General features: G+C 35.4%; 20 protein-coding genes. 6 read left to right on the forward strand and 14 right to left on the reverse strand.

Annotated elements, in window-relative coordinates; genetic code table 11:
• Positions 1-14: 14 nt before the first annotated feature.
• Positions 15-281, reverse strand: a complete 267-nt coding sequence (locus AC3WTI_RS24355) for a YfhJ family protein (protein WP_048527866.1) — start codon at positions 279-281, stop codon at positions 15-17.
• A gap of 122 nt (positions 282-403) precedes the next feature.
• Between AC3WTI_RS24355 and AC3WTI_RS24360 the strand changes: the two genes are divergently transcribed.
• Entirely contained in the window at positions 404-562 is a 159-nt protein-coding gene (locus AC3WTI_RS24360) for a small, acid-soluble spore protein K (protein ID WP_000517891.1), read from the forward strand.
• Between the two features lie 37 nt (positions 563-599).
• The gene (locus AC3WTI_RS24365; protein WP_000122093.1) at positions 600-752 is read left to right on the forward strand and encodes a YpzG family protein; all 153 of its coding nucleotides are present in this window, start codon (positions 600-602) and stop codon (positions 750-752) included.
• 64 nt (positions 753-816) lie between these two features.
• On the opposite strand, the gene AC3WTI_RS24370 is transcribed toward AC3WTI_RS24365, so the two are convergent.
• Both AC3WTI_RS24370 and recX read right to left on the reverse strand, forming a co-directional pair.
• Positions 817-1,134: a YfhH family protein gene (locus AC3WTI_RS24370; protein WP_087957273.1), complete on the reverse strand. Its 318-nt coding sequence runs from the start codon at positions 1,132-1,134 to the stop codon at positions 817-819.
• Between the two features lie 10 nt (positions 1,135-1,144).
• Positions 1,145-1,957, reverse strand: coding sequence for a recombination regulator RecX (recX, locus tag AC3WTI_RS24375; RefSeq protein WP_087957274.1), 813 nt, complete (start codon positions 1,955-1,957; stop codon positions 1,145-1,147).
• 81 nt (positions 1,958-2,038) lie between these two features.
• Here recX and AC3WTI_RS24380 point away from each other — a divergent pair, with 81 nt between their 5' ends.
• The 4 genes from AC3WTI_RS24380 to AC3WTI_RS24395 all read left to right on the forward strand — a co-directional run bounded on the left by AC3WTI_RS24380 (position 2,039) and on the right by AC3WTI_RS24395 (position 5,244).
• The gene (locus tag AC3WTI_RS24380; protein WP_087957275.1) at positions 2,039-2,944 is read left to right on the forward strand and encodes a TIGR01777 family oxidoreductase; all 906 of its coding nucleotides are present in this window, start codon (positions 2,039-2,041) and stop codon (positions 2,942-2,944) included.
• A 140-nt stretch (positions 2,945-3,084) separates the two neighbouring features.
• Positions 3,085-4,215 carry an amidohydrolase gene (locus AC3WTI_RS24385; protein ID WP_087957276.1) on the forward strand — a complete coding sequence of 377 codons (1,131 nt, stop codon included), beginning with the start codon at positions 3,085-3,087 and terminating at the stop codon, positions 4,213-4,215.
• 241 nt (positions 4,216-4,456) lie between these two features.
• Positions 4,457-5,014 carry a GNAT family N-acetyltransferase gene (locus tag AC3WTI_RS24390; RefSeq protein ID WP_000914736.1) on the forward strand — a complete coding sequence of 186 codons (558 nt, stop codon included), beginning with the start codon at positions 4,457-4,459 and terminating at the stop codon, positions 5,012-5,014.
• A gap of 110 nt (positions 5,015-5,124) precedes the next feature.
• Complete coding sequence (locus AC3WTI_RS24395) at positions 5,125-5,244, forward strand: YfhE family protein (RefSeq protein WP_000358480.1); 120 nt, start codon at positions 5,125-5,127, stop codon at positions 5,242-5,244.
• A gap of 363 nt (positions 5,245-5,607) precedes the next feature.
• Here the strand turns inward: AC3WTI_RS24395 and AC3WTI_RS24400 are convergent, their stop codons facing one another.
• From AC3WTI_RS24400 to AC3WTI_RS24450, 11 genes are all read right to left on the reverse strand, one after another.
• Complete coding sequence (locus tag AC3WTI_RS24400) at positions 5,608-6,774, reverse strand: diglucosyl diacylglycerol synthase (RefSeq protein WP_087957277.1); 1,167 nt, start codon at positions 6,772-6,774, stop codon at positions 5,608-5,610.
• Positions 6,775-7,186: 412 nt separating this feature from the next.
• Entirely contained in the window at positions 7,187-7,918 is a 732-nt protein-coding gene (gene pflA, locus AC3WTI_RS24405; RefSeq protein ID WP_048527873.1) for a pyruvate formate-lyase-activating protein, read from the reverse strand.
• 67 nt (positions 7,919-7,985) lie between these two features.
• Positions 7,986-10,235 (reverse strand): formate C-acetyltransferase, encoded by a 2,250-nt coding sequence (gene pflB / locus AC3WTI_RS24410; protein ID WP_087957278.1) that lies wholly within the window; start codon positions 10,233-10,235, stop codon positions 7,986-7,988.
• A 339-nt stretch (positions 10,236-10,574) separates the two neighbouring features.
• Positions 10,575-12,122, reverse strand: coding sequence for a glycosyltransferase family 2 protein (locus AC3WTI_RS24415; protein WP_142286589.1), 1,548 nt, complete (start codon positions 12,120-12,122; stop codon positions 10,575-10,577).
• Complete coding sequence (locus AC3WTI_RS24420; protein ID WP_087957281.1) at positions 12,115-13,080, reverse strand: UDP-N-acetyl-alpha-D-glucosaminuronate decarboxylase; 966 nt, start codon at positions 13,078-13,080, stop codon at positions 12,115-12,117. The genes AC3WTI_RS24415 and AC3WTI_RS24420 overlap by 8 nt, the downstream gene beginning before the upstream one ends.
• A complete protein-coding gene (locus tag AC3WTI_RS24425) occupies positions 13,077-14,321 on the reverse strand; it encodes a nucleotide sugar dehydrogenase (RefSeq protein WP_087957282.1) in 1,245 nt (414 codons plus the stop codon). The genes AC3WTI_RS24420 and AC3WTI_RS24425 overlap by 4 nt, the downstream gene beginning before the upstream one ends.
• Entirely contained in the window at positions 14,311-15,891 is a 1,581-nt protein-coding gene (locus tag AC3WTI_RS24430) for a glycosyltransferase family 2 protein (protein ID WP_142286590.1), read from the reverse strand. Before AC3WTI_RS24430 ends, AC3WTI_RS24425 begins: the two co-directional genes overlap by 11 nt.
• On the reverse strand, positions 15,872-16,066 hold the full coding sequence (locus AC3WTI_RS24435; protein WP_000899469.1) for an LSm family protein: 195 nt from the start codon (positions 16,064-16,066) through the stop codon (positions 15,872-15,874). The genes AC3WTI_RS24430 and AC3WTI_RS24435 overlap by 20 nt, the downstream gene beginning before the upstream one ends.
• Before the next feature lie 16 nt (positions 16,067-16,082).
• Entirely contained in the window at positions 16,083-16,484 is a 402-nt protein-coding gene (locus AC3WTI_RS24440) for an LSm family protein (protein ID WP_048527878.1), read from the reverse strand.
• A gap of 167 nt (positions 16,485-16,651) precedes the next feature.
• On the reverse strand, positions 16,652-17,467 hold the full coding sequence (locus AC3WTI_RS24445) for a sugar ABC transporter ATP-binding protein (RefSeq protein WP_087957284.1): 816 nt from the start codon (positions 17,465-17,467) through the stop codon (positions 16,652-16,654).
• 136 nt (positions 17,468-17,603) lie between these two features.
• The gene (locus AC3WTI_RS24450) at positions 17,604-18,845 is read right to left on the reverse strand and encodes a serine hydrolase domain-containing protein (protein ID WP_097840563.1); all 1,242 of its coding nucleotides are present in this window, start codon (positions 18,843-18,845) and stop codon (positions 17,604-17,606) included.
• Positions 18,846-18,981 lie beyond the last annotated feature (136 nt).

An 18,981-nucleotide genomic window follows, 5' to 3' on the forward strand; every position in this document is an offset into this window, starting at 1 on the left:
TTAAGTCGCTTTTTTTAATGTTTCAAATGATCTTCTTGATTGATTAAATGGCTATATTTCGGATTATTTGTACGCATTTCATGAAGACGCGCTCCATGATTATTAATCCATGTTCTTACCACTTGTTCAGTCATTTCATCACCTTGATAACGTCCTGATTTCGCATAAGTTGTTTGGAAATCTTCCCATAGTAATTCAACCCACGCACGTGCTTGCGCGTAAGAAAGTTTGTCATTTTTTTCTAATAGTTCTTTTGTTAATGCTTCATACATATCATTCATGTTCTAATCTCCTTTTACCTATTTATCCCTTCATTTCTAAAGGATAGTTTCTTCTATTTTGCACATTCTATAATTGATACTTCTTCAAGAGGTATCAACTGATGATGAGGAGGGCGTTCGCAATGGGTAAACAAGCCGAATTTTGGTCTGAGTCAAAAAACAACAGCAAAATCGACGGTCAGCCGAAGGCGAAATCACGCTTCGCTTCGAAACGACCTAACGGCACAATTAACACGCACCCACAAGAACGTATGCGTGCTGCAAATCAGCAGGAAGAGTAGTACAAAGCAAGTCAACTTCCTACACGAGGTGATAAAGATGAGCTACCGTGATCGCTTAGATAGTCGTTCTGAATTATTTAACCATACGTGGACTCGTCCGAAACATGCTAAAGCGCAAGTTAACGGACAGACGCAACAAACCCAGTCTCTCATTATATTGGCGAACGAATGTAAAAAACGCCAATTTTAGAATCTCCTATCTCCTGTAACGCCTACCAAAGATGAAAACCAGAGAGATATTCGCTCTCTGGTTTTTATTTTTCTTGCAATAAAGAAATCGGTATTCCAATCTCTTCATTATCATTTTGCTTATGTCCCCAAGCAAATACCCCATTGAAGTACGTAATTTCAAATAATATTCCAGGTTCTTCTACTAATTCATATGTCTCACCGATATGGAATTTGTTCATGTCAGTCATATAAGCACGGGCCATTGCTATCTTTCGCATTAATACATCGAACTCATTTACAATTCCAAGTTGCTCAGCTTTTATCGCTTGCTCTTTCAAAAGCCCAATTTCTTCCCTTAGCTCATGTGGTGTCATTTCACTGTAGCGCTTTGGCATATTCATCTTATTCTCCTCATCCCTCTTCGCGTTTCATTTGCAAGAATACCTCTATTTCATCGATAGAAAATCCTTTGCGGTATAACGCTTGTTTCATCTTATTTTCGAATGTCCATCCATCATACTTCTTGTATTTCTCATAATATTTATTCCCATGATAGTGTAACGCCTCTTGTTGCTTTTCGTCATCTTTTTCGTCTTTCAATTCTTCTAAACAAATTTGAATCACATCTCTAGAATATCCTTTACGAACAAGCATCTCGTCTAACTTGAGCTTCATTTGTAAAAAAGAATGCTTTTGATAAGCTTTTTTCTTCTTCTCTATAAGAATGAAAGCATTCTCAATTTGCTTTTCCTTCGGATATTCTTGTAAACTATGCGTAATAATTAGATCCTGAACACCTTTATTCAACAACTCTCTTTTAATAACAGTGGGACCTTTTCGATTCACATTACTTTGCGTTCTTGTATATAAAACAGCGTACTCTTTATCATTAATATATCGGTCATGTAATAATTTCGAAACGACTTCAGAGATGATGGCCTGTCCCACTTCTTTTTTTCGTAAAAAATCTTCTATTTCTAGTTTCGTTCTCATTTGATAGGATAAATAGGAGATTGCTTGTAAATATGCTTTTTGTACCTCTTCATTGTACAAAATATTTCCTAACGCTATTTCATCAATTTCTAAGCCCTTTTGTAATCCGTGTTTTATTAAGATTACTTCATTCACACTAAATCCGTACTCTTCACCTTGACCTTTATCAATATAAATATTAAATCGTTCTTTCGATCGTTTTTGGACTTCTATTTTTGTAATGACAGCCATACTCTCACCTCTCTATTATTTTAACATAGTCCAGGAACGTTTTTGCTTTTCAAGAATATATATAATGAGGAGGAAATAATTGTGAGAATCGCAATTTCTGGTGGTACCGGCTTTATCGGTAAATACCTTTCTACTTTTTTTATTCAAAAGGGATATACAGTTTACATTCTAACTCGAAACAAAACTACTGAAACTTCCGATCCTAACCTTCAATACGTACAATGGACACCAGATTTACAAACCTTTCCCCTCTCCTCTATTGACATCGTTATTAATCTAGCTGGAGAGTCTATTAACAGTAGATGGACAAAGAAACAAAAGAAAATCATTTTAAACAGTAGAATTCAAACGACAAAAGGGCTCATTAAACAATTGCAGACACTCACCATAAAACCACACACATTTATTAATGCAAGTGCTATCGGATACTATGGAACGTCTGAAACCGAGTCTTTTACAGAACAGCATGAGACTCCTGGAGATGACTTTTTAGCACATACAGTATATTCATGGGAACAAGAAGCATCTAAAGCACGTGCTCTCGGAATACGAACAATCTACGCAAGATTTGGAGTCGTATTAAGTGCAGATGGAGGAGCTCTTCCCAAAATGCTACTCCCCTATCAATTCTATATTGGCGGTACAATTGGCTCTGGAAACCAATGGTTATCATGGATTCATATAGACGATGTCGTTCGCCTGATTGATTTCATCATACACAAAAAAGAAATTGATGGACCGCTTAACATTACAGCTCCCCTCCCTATAAGAATGAAGGAATTTGGAGAAACCATTGCAACTATAATGAAAAAACCTCATTGGTTACCTGTCCCTTCATTTATGCTTCACACTTTACTTGGTGAGATGAGCATACTTGTACTAGAAGGGCAACATGTATTACCTAATAAAGCAATTGAGCATGGGTATGAATACACATTTCCGGCAATAGACCATGCATTACAAAATATACTTTCGCATACAATGTAGTACTTCTAAAACACAGTTTTACAGGGGGCCCTTTCAAAACTTTTATTTTCTAGAATCCGGAGCATTATTACACAAATAATCTTTCCGTTACTTTCCCTTAAATTCCATTAACATTATAAAGTAACAGAAATGAGGTACCTATGAAAATATTGCTCAAGCAAGCCATTGTCTATCCTATTACATCCCAAAAATTTCAAGGGGATGTACTCGTTATAGGAGAACGAATTGCCGAGGTCAAGCCTACCATTCAACCTACTCAAGATATGACAGTTATAGATGCACGTGCTCTTCATCTCTTACCCGGATTTATTGATGTCCATACTCATCTTGGTCTCTATGATGAAGGTACTGGTTGGGCTGGCAATGATGCAAATGAAACATCTGAAGTTTCAACACCACATATCCGTTCTTTGGACGGAATCCACCCTCTTGATATTGCATTTCAAGATGCTGTACAAAATGGCATCACAACTGTTCACGTTATGCCAGGAAGTCAAAACATTATCGGTGGTACGACTTGTGTAATAAAAACAGCTGGAACTTGTATTGATCATATGATTATTCAAGAACCTGCCGGCTTAAAAATTGCCTTTGGAGAAAATCCTAAAAAGGTCCATAGTAATGGAACAAAAGAATCTATAACACGTATGGGAATTATGGGGTTACTGCGGGAATCATTCTATGAAGCACAGCACTACGGACATGAAGCTGATTTTCGAATGCTTCCTATCTTAAAAGCATTACGCCGCGAAATACCCGTACGTATCCACGCTCACCGAGCAGATGATATTAGTTCTGCTCTACGCTTTGCAACAGAATTCAATCTCGATTTACGTATTGAACATTGTACAGAAGGACACTTTATTGTTGAAGAACTGTCGAAACACAATTTGAAGGTTTCAGTTGGCCCCACTCTTACACGCCGTTCTAAAATCGAACTAAAAAACAAAACATGGGATACTTACCATATATTATCGAAAAATGGAGTGGAAGTTTCTATAACAACAGATCACCCTTATACACCCATTCAATATTTAAATATTTGTGCTGCTGTCGCAGTAAGAGAAGGATTAGACGAAAAAACGGCATTAGAAGGAATCACTATATTTCCAGCACGAAATCTACGTTTAGAGGATAGAATTGGAAGCATTGAGGTTGGAAAAGACGCTGATCTCGTGTTATGGACTCACCATCCTTTCCATTATTTAGCCAAGCCTGTACTAACCATGATTGACGGAAAAATAATTTACAAAAAAAATAAAAAAAACTAGTTTATTTTTTTGACTAGATAAAGTATTATACGATTATAAACTGAATGAAACCATAATCAATTTGTGTCGTGATTATCATTTTCAAATTGATGAATGGGGAAGGCAAATGGTGCGCCACCAGCGTTAGAAACTGGTTCTAGTGGGTTCGATTCCCACCCCGAAATTTTTTAAAGATTGATATAAAAATTTCGAGGGTGGGGTGTTTTTTCGTCATGCTACCCTCGTGTGAGGAGGAGTTAGTATGTTAAAAAAACGCGACTTACACGACAGCCACGTTCTATACGAGTTAATGGTGGATCCAGCTGTCTTCCCTTTTGTGCGTCAAAAGGCTTATTCTTACGAGGAATATTTATTTTTAACAAAGCAAACGATTGAGGCTGAAGAGCGTGGGGAATTAATTTCACGCACAATTTTAGATGAATGGGGTAACCCTATCGGAACAATTACTCTATTTGATGTGCAAGAAAAAGCCGGATTCCTTGGGACATGGCTTGGCAAACCTTATCATGGAAAAGGCTATAACAAATTGGCGAAAGATTCATTTTTTAGCGAACTTTTCTATGAATTAGATATTGAAACGATCTTTATGCGTATTCGCAAAATAAATATTCGCTCTATTAAAGCTGCCGAAAAATTACAATACGTAAATCTAGCAAACGAAACAAGAAAAGCCGTTTATGATGAAATTAACGCGAATGAAGAAGTATATAACTTATATGAAATTCCAAAAGATCAATATACACTTGCTACAATGCGAGATACAACGTTCCAAGATGCTCATCACTTAAAAGAAGCTTAATCTAAATTTTTAGAAAAAATAATTAACCATTAACATTTTGACATATACGTATATCACCCGATGTCTTTGGAAACGATAGATAGTGACTTTAGGACACGAGGTGATTTGTAATGGATAAAAAGAAACGTGACAAAGCAAAAAATGCATTATCTAGTACACAAGAAGTTCTCTACCAACGAGAATTTCGTAAAGCAGATCGCGCAGCGGGTTATCGCTCGAAAAGTATTTAAAGTGAGAATGAATAATTAGAAGTTCTCCCCCCTAATTATTCATTCTCATTACATATTTTTTCTATGTGATAGAGTAGAAAAAAGGTTCCTTATAAATAAGGAACCTTTTTTGTGTGGATAACGTTATCCACACAATTTATAGAATTGTGAATAAATTATACAAATCCTTCACAAGTTTATATATTGTAACGCATAGCAGATGTTAGCATTGTGGATATTTTTCTAAAAATTGTGGACAATGTGGATATAGTTGTTAATATTCCGACTTTACTGTTTAATGAAAGCGTAATCTTCATGTGGATAAGTCTTTCTCTCAGAAAACTATAAAGAACCCTCTTTAAACAGTCAAAAGAGGGTTTCATATTAAGTAAATGATTGTGCAAGAGCAGGTGATTTAATAGGTATATGATTCGGCTTTACATGATTTTCTGCCAAAATTGTATCCACAATATGACCAGCTGGCTCCGGACGATAAATGCTTTTCATCGCTTCTTTCATTTGAAGAAGCTTCATATCATCTTGTAATAACGCCTCTGTTTTTGCAAAAACCTCACTATCATCACGAATGACAACTGCCGCTCCTTTTCTTTCAAAGTACATCGCATTTTCATTTTCTTGCCCTGGAACAGGCTTATATAAAATGACAGGTACTTGCAATGCTGCCGCTTCACTTAACGTAATACCGCCTGGCTTCGTAATCATACACGAAGTAACACGGAATAATTCATCAATATTTTCAACATAACCAAATACTTTTAATGCATCAGGATTATTTTCCTGTAATCCTAATAAATCCTGTTTTAATGCTTCATTTTTCCCACAAACGACAACTACTTGTAAATCAGGTACTGACATAAACGATTGGCATAGTTCTTTTACACTCCCTAATACCCCATGAGCACCTGCTACAATTAGTAAAATCTTTTTATTCCTACATAACTGATATTTATTATATATAATGTCTGGATTGATCTTCAGCTCAAAGCTATTACGAATCGGAATTCCAGTTTCAACAATTTGTTCCGCAGGCACACCAATATCAACCATAATTTTTTTCACGTGATCAGTTGCTACAAAATAACGATCTACTTCCCGATGAATCCATATTTTGTGCACACAAAAATCCGTTAATACGTTATACACAGGAATTGAAATACCTGTTTGCTTTTTCAACTCTGGTACAGCTATAATCGGAAAGGTATTAATAACAATATCCGGTTTCTCTGCTTGTAAAAGTAATTTCAAACGTTTTCTTCCGAAATTTGCATACCAAGATGCTATTTTTTTATCATAAATTTTTTCTACGCCATAATAAAACAAGCGATATAATTCTTTTCCTATTGTATAACTTTTTAAATATAAATATTTTGTAATATCGGTTATAACTGGATGTGATTCTCCGAACAAATCGCATACAATTACATCTTTAATTCCTTTTTGGCGAAATGTTTGTTCTAATGTTTTCGCTACTTGCACATGACCGTTACCGTAATGTGCAGTTAATATTAAAACCTTGGGGTTTTTTATCAAACAAATCCACTCCTAGCTTATTGTTTCTCCATATTGCATATACGACAATAGGAAAAACATTTTCCTTAAAAATTACATAAACAGACTCTAAAATTTCTCATTCAGCTATGTACCTGTCGTGGATATGCAAAGCATATAAGATTGACCCCTTAATCCTATCTGTGCTCATATCTTTACATTATACTTTCCTATAAGAGCTTTCGCAATAACTTACAAATCTTCTCTATTCCATGATACTCACTCTTTTACTTCTTAATTCTTTTTACTATTTTGATTTCCCTTTACAATTATGTAAATTTCTCCACTTATTCCTTACAAAAATATGGATATTCTATTTTCAGTATACTCTTTTCTATATACATACTCTAGGTTTTATTGTAAAGAAAGCAAAAAGCCTAATCCAATATTTGGATTAGACTGCTTGTAAAATATGTCTTGCTTGCTCTACATTTTTTTCAGTAGGTGGCTCTACATTCGCTAGTGGGTACTTATGCCCAAGTGCCTCCCATTTATATACACCAAGCTTATGGTATGGTAACACTTCAACTTTTTGAACATTAGACAAGCTTTGAATAAAGCTAGATAGTTTTTGTAGATCTTCTTCATTATCAGTAATACCAGGAACTAATACGTGTCGGACCCAAATCGGTTTATTTTTATCCGATAAATAACGAGCAAATTGTAAAATATGTTCATTTGGTTTTCCTGTTAATTTACGATGTTTCTTTGAATCAATATGTTTCAAATCTAATAAAACTAAATCTGTGTACTCCATTAAAATATCTAGCTTATTTTGGAATTCTGGTTCTTCAGAATAACAACCACCCGAAGAGTCAATTGTTGTATGAATTCCAGCTTCCTTACATTTCTTAAATAATTCAATTAAGAAATCTAGCTGTAATAATGGTTCCCCACCACTAACTGTTATACCGCCTCCGGAAGCTTCAATAAAAGGTAGGTAACATGTCACATCCTGCATCACTTCTTCGACTGTTATTTCTTTTCCTTTACCGATCTCCCACGTATCAGCATTATGACAATATTGACAACGTAATAAACACCCTTGTGTAAATATGACATAACGAATTCCTGGGCCATCAACAGTACCACAAGACTCTACAGAATGAATTCTTCCTTTTACCATGTTACTTCCTCCTTTATTGAAACAGCCCCCTCTGCTATTTATAAAATGCAGAGGGACACTTTTTCACTTACATACTTTCATGCATTGTACGATTAATTACATCAATTTGTTGTTCACGAGTTAATTTAATAAAGTTTACAGCGTAACCAGATACGCGAATTGTTAATTGTGGATATTTTTCAGGATGTTCCATTGCATCCATTAATGTTTCACGGTTAAATACGTTAATATTTAAGTGATGTCCTTCTTTTACTGCATAACCATCAAGCATTGATACTAAGTTACGTACTTGTACATCATCTTCTTTACCAAGTGCTTTTGGAATAATAGAGAATGTATTAGAAATACCATCTTGTGCATCTTCATATGGTAATTTAGCTACAGATAATAATGAAGCTAATGCACCTTTTGTATCACGTCCATGCATTGGGTTCGCACCTGGTGCAAATGGTTCTCCAGTACGGCGACCATCTGGAGTGTTACCAGTTTTCTTACCGTATACAACGTTAGATGTGATCGTTAAGATTGACATTGTATGAACAGAATTTCTGTATGTTTTATGTTTACGAAGTTTATTCATAAATGTTTTTACAAGATTTACAGCAATTTCATCTACACGGTCATCATTATTACCGTATTTAGGGAAATCGCCTTCGATTTCAAAGTCAACTGCAATTCCGTTTTCATCACGAATTGGTTTTACTTTTGCATACTTAATTGCACTTAAAGAGTCTGCTACTACAGATAGACCCGCGATACCTGTTGCCATTGTACGAAGAACATTTGTATCATGAAGTGCCATTTCAATACGTTCGTAGCTATATTTATCGTGCATGTAATGAATAACATTTAATGTGTTTAAATACAGGCCTGCTAACCATTCCATTGTCATATCAAACTTATGCATAACTTCTTCATAATCTAATACTTCAGAAGTAATCGGTGCATACTCAGGACCAACTTGTGCTTTAGATTTTTCATCTTTACCGCCGTTAATCGCATATAGTAATGCTTTTGCTAAGTTTGCACGTGCGCCGAAGAACTGCATTTGTTTACCAATTCTCATTGCAGATACACAACAAGCAATTCCGTAGTCATCACCGTAGTCAGCACGCATAATGTCATCATTTTCATATTGAATTGCTGATGTTTTAATAGACATTTTCGCACAGTAGTTTTTAAAGTTCTGTGGTAATTGTTTAGACCAAAGAACTGTTAAGTTTGGTTCTGGAGCTGGTCCTAAATTATCTAATGTATGCAAGAAACGGAATGAGTTCTTTGTTACTAATGGACGACCATCTAATGCCATACCACCGATAGACTCAGTTACCCAAGTTGGGTCACCAGAGAATAATTCATTATAATCAGGTGTTCTTGCAAATTTCACAAGACGTAATTTCATAATGAAGTGATCCACAATTTCTTGTACTTCTTCTTCTGTTAAAGTACCATTTGCTAAATCTCTTTCAATATAAATGTCTAAGAATGTAGAAGTACGTCCAAGACTCATTGCAGCTCCGTTTTGCTCTTTAATTGCTGCAAGATATGCGAAGTATAACCATTGGAATGCTTCTTGCGTGTTTGTTGCTGGCTTAGAAATATCAAAGCCATGAGAAGCAGCCATTTGTTTTAACTCTTGAAGTGCACGCATTTGCTCAGATAACTCTTCGCGTAAACGCATTGTATCTTCGCTCATTACACCGCCAGTTAAATTTAAATCTGCTTTTTTCGCTTCAATTAAATGATCAATACCATATAATGCTACGCGTCGGTAGTCACCGATAATACGTCCACGTCCGTATGCATCTGGAAGACCAGTAATTACACCTGATTTACGTGCATTTCTCATTTCTGGTGTATAAGCATCGAATACACCTTGGTTATGAGTTTTTCTCCAATCTCTAAAAATACGACTAAGTTCTTTGTCCATTTCGTATCCATAAGATTCACAAGCTTGTTCCGCCATACGAATACCACCATATGGTTGTAAAGAACGTTTAAATGGTTTTTCAGTTTGGAAACCGACTACTTTTTCAATATCTTTATTTAAATATCCTGGTTCATGTGATGTAATAGAAGAAACAATTTTTGTATCCATATCAAGAACGCCACCGTTTTCACGTTCTTTCGTTGTTAAATCCATTACTTGATCCCAAAGTTGTTTCGTTGCTTCAGTTGCTCCCGCTAAGAAAGATTCATCCCCTTCGAAAACGGTTACATTATTTAAAATGAAATCGCGAACATCAATCTCTGCTTTCCATTTTTCACCTTTAAAGTTTTCCCATGCGTTTTTAACATTTTCTAATACTTGAGTCATCCTAATCTCCTCCATTTTTGATTAGTACAGGACTAAGATTTTTTATATAACAGCTTACACACTTAGAATACTACTTTTTGGCGAAAGTGAACGAAATAGTTGTGACATGTTTGTGAAATGTTGAGCAAATCACTGTACGTATAGTGTTAATTTCACTTAAAAGTCTTTATAATTAACACTTCCCTTAATTGTATTTTTTTTGTATCCTTATATACGAGTCCTATTTTGTAATATAAGAACAATACCCATTGTAGAGCTGTAATACTCTTATCTCCTAATCTGTTATAGTTTTTATAACAGAACAAAAAAGTGTACATATGTTGTACACTTTTTTTGTTACTACTCTAAAACATCTCTTTTTCTATTCCCATCGTAGAATCCGCCACGATTACCTTCTAATACAATTAATTGCTCTAATCCTTCTATATGATCACCTATAATTCGCAAAACAGCTGGAGGATGACCTATTTTTGCAAAATGTTCACTGGGACGAATACGGTTCATCTTATCGACCTCTACACGACTTACACATGCAATTTCAAAGCCTAACAGAATCGCTTTCACTTGCGCTACACAAGGTGACAGTAAAGATCTATAACCGATTTCTTTCAAGCACTTACGACTAAACGCATTCGGTACAGCAATAAGAGAGCCTACTCCTAGATCTTTTCTATCACAAGCTAAATTTAATGCATATTTAAATGCAGTTACAAGATGAAGTGGTACTCTTAAATCTAGATAATGATTTAGATCATTTAATGCAACATCCATTCCATCTGCAATAGCTTTTGCGAAAGGATATAGTTCCCTAGCTGGGATAACAAAGTCACCGTCTACAAACAGCACCATATCACCTTTTGCAAAGTAAGTTCCAAGCGAACGTCCTACATCGTTTCCAAGTGCTTCTTTATATACAATTGTTGTTGCTCCCTTTTCTTTTGCAATCGTTGCGGTTTGATCAGACGAGCCATTTACTACAACGATAATTTCAAAAGGTTCAATTTTTCGAAGTTCATCTATAACATTTCCAATTGTTTTCTCTTCATCTTGTACAGGAATAATGACTGATAATTGCTTTCCTTTATACAATTTAGATGTAATGCCCCATCCTTGATAAAGATCTTCGAAATCTAAAGTATGATACACACTATCTCTTTTCCTATTTCCATCATAATATCCTCCGCGCTCATCACTATCTACTATTCGCTCCGCTACAGCTTCTATATGATCACCTATCATCCGTTTTTCAAATCTCGAAAGACCCGTTCCATACGCATCATGCTCGGTCGGCCGAAATTTATTTGGCGTAATAACGTCAATTGTACAATGCCGACTAATTCTCCATTCGCTTTGAACTAGGCGTAAATGAGCGACAATAGGATTAACAAAGCTTTCATATCCAATACTTTGAACGACTTCTTTCGTCAACGCATGAGGTGCATCTAATAAGGAATCAATTTTTAATTCTTCACGCTCTAACATTGCATTTAATATTTGGCGCCATACTGTAATAGAATTGGGTTTTTTCCTTTTTAAAAATAAGGCATCCAAGTTATTTAAAACGATGTCGGCCTGATCATGTAAAATGGGATTCAGGAATAATTGTAATTTTGAAGTTGGAATAACAAAATCACCATCTATAAATAGTAATACATCACCTATCGCGTGTTTTGCACCAACCGCGCGGCCAACATCGTTCCCTAGCAGCTCCGTATGCTTAATTACTTTACACCCTAAACGATCAGCAATCTCTTCTGTACCATCGTTACAACCGTTTGCTACTACAATAATCTCTATTGGATTTAATCCTTTTGCCGATTGGATAACACCTGAAATCGTTTCAGCTTCATTACATACAGGTATAATGACCGATAGTGACTTAGCCATTATTTTCTTCACGGAACCACTTAATAGTTTCTTTCAATCCTTCTTCCCACGTTACTTTCGCTTGAAACTGAACAAGTTCTCTTAATTTCGCAACATCCGGCCTTCTATTTGGAATTTCTTCAAAGCCATGTGGGTACACCTCTTCAAAAGGAACTTGGACAATTTCTGAAGAAGATTTCGTTAGTTTTTTAATTACTTCTGCTACTTCTTTTATACTCTTTTCATTCTCAGAACCTATGTTAATAATTTCGCCATTTACCTTTTCATCCATTGCTCGAATCGTTGCCTCTACCGCATCACTTACATACGTAAAACAACGTGTCTGCTTTCCATCTCCATATACAAGAATGTCTTCTCCTTGCAAAGCCGCACTAATAAATCGCGGGATTACCCCCGCATACGGACCATCTTTCGCTCTTGGACCATAAATATTAAAATAACGAACAATCGTTACAGGTAAACCTTCTAAAGCGTATCCTAAACATAATGTCTCTTCTAATGTTTTACACACTGCATAACTCCAACGTATTTTAGAAGTTGCCCCGTATAATCGATCCCCCTCTTCAGAAAAGGGGGGTTTTGCCTTACCATATACTTCTGAAGTAGACGCAAAGACTACTTTCTTCTTTCCATTTAGCGCTGCTTGTAAAATGTTTCTCGTTCCATCAAAATTCGTTTCAATAAGCTCTATACTCTTTTCCATTGTCGTTTTCACACCTAAAATTGCTGCTAAATGAAACACTACATCATGTTGATTTACTAATTCATAAATAGAATTTTTATCTAAAACACTTATTGGAATAACCCGAATTTCTTTCATTAACTCATCATGATATTTATTTTTCCCTTTATAGAAGTTATCGACGATTGTGACCACATAGCCTCTTTTCACTAGTTCTTCAGCTAAATGTGACCCAATAAATCCCGCTCCTCCTGTAATTAAACATTTCTTACTCATGCACTCACCTTCTTTATAATGCCACGTGTATCTATTACTCGCTTCATTCCTTTAAAAAGCTTCCAATCGATATTAGAGTGATCAGTTAGAATTAAAATACAACCCGCTTGTTTAACGATTTTTTCATCCAAAGAAACAGATTGGTACACCTTATCTTCAAACTTTGCAGAAGAAATATATGGATCGTGATATTTGAGTTCATATCCTTCTTTTATTAACAATTCAATAATTGGTAAAGCCGGTGATTCTCTCAAATCATTTACATCCTTTTTATACGCAATTCCTACAATTAAAACTGATGCAGGTGATTGCACCATGCCTTTTACTTTCCGGACTATTTTCTCTGGCATCTCTTCATTAATCACATGTGCCGCTTCAATTAATTGACTAATTGCTCCATTCTTTTTTATTCTCCATTGAAAATATAGAGGATCTACCGGAATGCAGTGTCCCCCTATTCCTGGTCCTGGCCAATACGGGGTAAATCCAAACGGTTTTGTAGATGCGGCTTCAAGCGCCTCATAAAAGTCAATTCCTAAACTTTCACATAATGTGTTTAACTCATTTACTAATGAAATATTGACTAGACGCTGAATATTTTCAAATAACTTACACATTTCCGCTACTTTCGGAGAACTAACTGGAACAACTACATCAAATGTAGTGCTATACAACTCCTGTACCTTTTGTTTACACTTCTCTGTTTGTCCACTAATAACTTTTGGAATCGTTTGAACGGAATAGTGACTATTAGCCGGATCAATTCTCTCAGGGGAATATCCGATATAGAAATCTTCTCCTACCTTTTGACCTGCTTGAGAAATAATCGGAATAATAACTTCCTCAAGTGTGCCTGGGTATGTGGAGCTTTCGAAAATGAAGGTTTGTCCTTTTTGAAGGTGTTGTTGTATATAATGCGAAGCGGAAATGAGGGCACTTAAGTCTGGTTCTCTTTTTTCATTAATTGGAGTCGGAACAGTGACAATAACATAATCACTATTTTGAAAATCAGCAATACCTTGATCCGGTGTATTTACTATTAATTTTTTTTTAGTCAATAAACTTTGTAACAATGTAGAAGAAACATCTGGAATATAACTTTCTCCTTTTATAATTGATTCTATTTTTCTAGTATCTTTATCTAATCCAATTACTTTATGCCCTCTCTCTGCAAAATGAACTGCCAAGGGAAGGCCAACATATCCTAATCCGATAATAGCAACCGTACTACTAACATTCATCTGTATTCCCTTCTTCCTTTCTCAATTGTTGAATTATATTTCTATCCCGCTCTCCATCCGTAAAACTCCCGCGCTCGTCTGTGGATTGCAATAAATACGCAATTGCCTCAAGTTGGTCACCGAAAATACGGTCAAATGCTGGAATACGTCCATTTACAAATCCATGTTGCTCTGGGCGTACTCGATTTGTTTTTATAACATCTACAAACTCTACCGCTGTAATAGAGAACCCCTCCAAAATAGCTTTCATTTGAGCTAGTGGCGGAATAATAAGAGAATCATATCCTATTTTCTCTATTACTTTTTTATGCATAGCATGTGGGACTGCCGTTAATGAGTTATTCCATAAATCTGGTCGTTTCGCTACCAAATTCACAAAATATTTTCCCATACTAATTGGATCTGCCGGATGCGACCTATCTAATAAGCACTGTAAATCATTTAGTGCCACATCATGTCCATCTTCAATAGCATGTAAAAACGGAATTAGTTTTTTTCCTGGAATAACAAAATCACCATCGACAAATAAACAAATATCCGCCGTGGCATGCATAGCTCCTATCGCTCGGGCCACATTATGACCGAATGCTTTCTCGAACTCAATAACAATAACATCCTCTAACTTTGCTTGTTTAATTGTCTCCCTATCAGCTCCATTCGCAACAACAATAATTTCATCTACACCTGCTGCTTTTACTTCTTGTATAACAGACCTTATAGTCATTTTCTCTTCTGATACTGGGATAATAGCACTATATTTCGCTTTTTTCTTTTGTAGTAAAACTGGTTCATACTTTCCTATAAACTCTCTATCCCTATTTCCTTCTGAAAAACTACCACGCTTACCATATGTTTCGATTACATATTGCAAAGCACGTAAATGATCCCCCATAATACGACTAGTCGCTTTCGGATAAGGAGAGCCAGGCGATGTCCCCGTATGCACAGGCCGAACTTTATTTGTGTAAATGACATCAACTGAAGCCATATCAGAAATATCTACCCCTCTAGACATCGCCATCGCTTGAAATAGTGCTGGATCCGCTAAATTCCACCATCCTAGTTTTTCAATCACTTCACGACTTATCGCATGTGGTATCGCAATTAAAGATCCTACAACAAACTCTTTCTTATTCAAATAACGGTTTAACATATATTTTCCAACCGTCGTATAATGTGGTCTCATCTTTAAATAAACGGACCACGTTAAATTATTTAAAACAATCTCATGTCCTTGCTGTATTCCTTTAATAAAATTGTATAATTCTTCACTTTTCATAACGATATCGCCATCTAAAAATAAAACAATTTCACCTTTTGCTTCCCTAGCACCAATTGCCCGTCCCACATCATTACCAAGAGAATATCTATAATAAATTACACGGCAATTATGCTGTAACGCTATTTCTTTCGTACCGTCTGTCGATCCATTATCTACTACGATAATTTCATATGGTTCGAGCTTCTCCACTTCTACTAATACTTTTGATAAAGTACTTGCTTCATTATGCACTGGAATCACAACTGACACTCTCATACTTGTATCACTCTTACCCTTCCAAACGAACATAAGCAATAATAGGAATACGTACAACTACATCTTCTGGTGGTCCATAAGAAGGAGAAGTACGAACAATTACTGCTCCATCCGTCACAGATAAAAGAACGCCTGCAATGATTTCTACAGCTGTCACAACTTGCACTAGTTCACCAACATGGTTACGTAACTCATCAGTAAATAACATATATAACTCTCCTTTCTTACGCTTCTTTAATTGATATAATACTTGTAAATGGTAATAAAACTTCTGTTCCTATTCCTTCTTGCAGTGTTAAGAAATCATCTCCAACCGCTACAATCACACCCGTTAACTGTCCAACTGTCACAGTAATTTCTACGTTTTTACCCAAATACTGCTCTGCAATTTCTTTAAAAGGTGATGTATTACATTCTTTTAAAATGTTACAAATAATAGATTGAAATCTACTTGATTCAATAAATTCTTCCGTAGCTTGCTTAGAGTTTCTTTGAATAAATCTCGCGAAGTTTTGTGAAAATAAAAGTCTTTCCACAGCAGGTAGCAACTTATTATCTAAAAAATAATCTAATTGCCTATTAAACAATCTCGATAACTTTTCCCAATACTTACCGAACAGACACATATATTTCTCCTCCTATTATTTTTAAATTCTAAAAATACATCCATACATCTTAATGTATACAAAGCAGACTTTTTTTGTGATAGGTAAGGCATACATTTTTCAAGGAAACAATCTTTTCTAATCACACAAAAAAGATAGATGGTATCCCATCTACCTTTATATATATTTTAATTTTCAATTGTAACAATAGCAGCTACACTATAATAAACCGCTCGTGGCAACTCTGCCTGTTCACTTATAGAAGCTGTAACAAGTGAACCACCACTTACAGAGAAATACTTAACAGCTTCTAACGGAATACCATCTTCTTTCACACCAATATGCGTTCCATCTCGCCAATCAATTTTCTGCATTGTTGCTGAAAAATCGCCAGCCACTTTACCAAATTCTTTACCATCCACCCCTAAAAAGATCCATTCCCACTTAGTTAAACTTAGTACTTGTTTCAACTCTCCAATCTTCTTTCCATCTACATTAAAAAAAGTATAGAAATTGCGTACTCCCATTTCCTTTTGAACACGCAACAATCTTTCTCCCGAGTGATTATATAAATAAAACTGTTGCTTATGTAGTCCTTTAAAAAGAAAAGAAAGTACAGCTTTCCATACACGTTGACTAACTAAATCATACTCTTCTTTTAAAAACCCTACTGCGCTGCCATCTAATCCAAAGTATGTTATTACTTGAAATATCCCTATCTCTTTGCGAACAACAAATTTTTGTTGCTCAAATAATTCAGAAGCGTCTATATTATAAATTTCCTGTTTAAGCATCTTTGATCTTCTTTTTTCTATAAAACTATATATTAATAATCCAAATGCTGGTATTACAACACCTATTAGTTTCAGATTTTCTTTCTCCGAGGTGAATAGCATCCCTTTTTTATATTCCATCACTAATCCAATTGCGACGATAATCCATACAAGTACAGATACAAAAAAAATGCGTTTTGCATTACGTGCATGATGCTTATGTATACTCATATCCCTCCCCCTTTTCCATTTATCCCGCTATTCGACGGGTAGTAAGACCCCCACTGATTAAAGTTTCACTTTATTTCATTATCCCATTACATATACACTTCCTCAATAAAAAAAGACTATCCAATCGGATAGTCTTTTACACTTCAATATTTCGTAACATCGTATAAATATCGTTATTCACTTTACCAAACGATTTAATATTGTTTTGAATGTTAGATAATAAAACGACATACACACTTCCGTTTTTACTAAATCCATTTAAGCAATTCCATCCTGGCATTACACCGTGATTCGAATAACTTCCCGGGTCTACGTACCATCCAAATCCGTAATCTTTTTTTCCGCCTGTAAACATTTGATTAAAGCTCTCTTTTGAAATTAACTTTCCAGAGAAGAGTGCTTCATTAAATAAATATAAATCATGTGCACTTGTATATATATCACCACAACCATATAGTTGTGACATACTTGGAATATTCGGTGTTGTCATATTGTTATTTACTATTTTATAACCTGTCGATGGAAACCTTGTTTGCTCTAACGCTTTACCGAAACCAGAGTGTTTCATACCCGCAGTAGCAAAAATATGTTGTTTAATATATTCTTCTAACGGTTGTCCACTTACCTTCTCAGCAATGTAGGCAAGTATCGAATAGTTCGAATCGGAATATTTCCATTTCTCCCCTGGACTCCCAACACGCTTTTGTTTTCCTATTCGCTTTATTAATTCCTCATGAGAAATATCCTCTGTTCCCTGTTCATACTCTGGGATACCTGATGTATGTGTTAGTAAATGTTTTAACTGAATACCATTACCTTGAGGAAAATCTGGAATATACTTTGCAACCGTATCCTCTACGTTCAACTTATTTTGATCTTTTAATTGCATAATAGCAGTCGCTACAAACGCCTTTGAAATAGATCCAATATAAAAAGTTGTCTCTGAATTATTCGGCACTTGTTTCTCTTTGTTCGCCATACCGTATCCTTTATTCAAAAGAACTTTTCCGTTCTTCACAATAACAGCTGTCCCGCTAAATCCTGCGTTTTGTAAATATTGATCTAATTGAGCGTTTTCATTAATTTCTTGAGGTGGTCCCTCAGCAGGCTTCTCCACAGCTTGTGCTTGCTTCACTTGTTCTTCCTGCTCTTTTTGTTTTTGTGCTTCTTGCTTCTTTTTTTCTTCTTTCTTTTTTAGCTCTTCTTGTTTCTTCATTTCTGCTGCTGCTTTTAAAGTTTCTTCTTTCTTATTATCCGCAACAATTTTTGTATACATGAAATATACAACTGAAAATAGTAAGACGAGAATGATTGTTCTTTTTATGTATACAATCGGCCGACGTGCTTTCCCATTCGTATTATTTTTTTCCTGATCCATGATTGCTTTTTTCCCCTTACTCAACAATAATTTACTTCCTCTACTAAAAAAAATTAGTAGATTATGGATAATCCATTCTATGTCATCCCTACTTTATCACGCACTGCGCATATTACCAACCTATATGTATAAAAAA

The sequence above is a fragment of the Bacillus sp. EB106-02-03-XG38 genome (assembly GCF_058792175.1).

Coding starts and splice junctions, on each gene's coding strand:
- AC3WTI_RS24355 (WP_048527866.1), bottom strand. CDS start 281: ATGAATGATATGTATGAAGCATTAACAAAAGAACTATTAGAAAAAAAT.
- AC3WTI_RS24360 (WP_000517891.1), top strand. CDS start 404: ATGGGTAAACAAGCCGAATTTTGGTCTGAGTCAAAAAACAACAGCAAA.
- AC3WTI_RS24365 (WP_000122093.1), top strand. CDS start 600: ATGAGCTACCGTGATCGCTTAGATAGTCGTTCTGAATTATTTAACCAT.
- AC3WTI_RS24370 (WP_087957273.1), bottom strand. CDS start 1,134: ATGAATATGCCAAAGCGCTACAGTGAAATGACACCACATGAGCTAAGG.
- recX (WP_087957274.1), bottom strand. CDS start 1,957: ATGGCTGTCATTACAAAAATAGAAGTCCAAAAACGATCGAAAGAACGA.
- AC3WTI_RS24385 (WP_087957276.1), top strand. CDS start 3,085: ATGAAAATATTGCTCAAGCAAGCCATTGTCTATCCTATTACATCCCAA.
- AC3WTI_RS24390 (WP_000914736.1), top strand. CDS start 4,457: ATGTTAAAAAAACGCGACTTACACGACAGCCACGTTCTATACGAGTTA.
- AC3WTI_RS24395 (WP_000358480.1), top strand. CDS start 5,125: ATGGATAAAAAGAAACGTGACAAAGCAAAAAATGCATTATCTAGTACA.
- pflA (WP_048527873.1), bottom strand. CDS start 7,918: ATGGTAAAAGGAAGAATTCATTCTGTAGAGTCTTGTGGTACTGTTGAT.
- pflB (WP_087957278.1), bottom strand. CDS start 10,235: ATGACTCAAGTATTAGAAAATGTTAAAAACGCATGGGAAAACTTTAAA.
- AC3WTI_RS24415 (WP_142286589.1), bottom strand. CDS start 12,122: ATGGCTAAGTCACTATCGGTCATTATACCTGTATGTAATGAAGCTGAA.
- AC3WTI_RS24420 (WP_087957281.1), bottom strand. CDS start 13,080: ATGAGTAAGAAATGTTTAATTACAGGAGGAGCGGGATTTATTGGGTCA.
- AC3WTI_RS24425 (WP_087957282.1), bottom strand. CDS start 14,321: ATGAATGTTAGTAGTACGGTTGCTATTATCGGATTAGGATATGTTGGC.
- AC3WTI_RS24430 (WP_142286590.1), bottom strand. CDS start 15,891: ATGTTCGTTTGGAAGGGTAAGAGTGATACAAGTATGAGAGTGTCAGTT.
- AC3WTI_RS24435 (WP_000899469.1), bottom strand. CDS start 16,066: ATGTTATTTACTGATGAGTTACGTAACCATGTTGGTGAACTAGTGCAA.
- AC3WTI_RS24440 (WP_048527878.1), bottom strand. CDS start 16,484: ATGTGTCTGTTCGGTAAGTATTGGGAAAAGTTATCGAGATTGTTTAAT.
- AC3WTI_RS24445 (WP_087957284.1), bottom strand. CDS start 17,467: ATGAGTATACATAAGCATCATGCACGTAATGCAAAACGCATTTTTTTT.
- AC3WTI_RS24450 (WP_097840563.1), bottom strand. CDS start 18,845: ATGGATCAGGAAAAAAATAATACGAATGGGAAAGCACGTCGGCCGATT.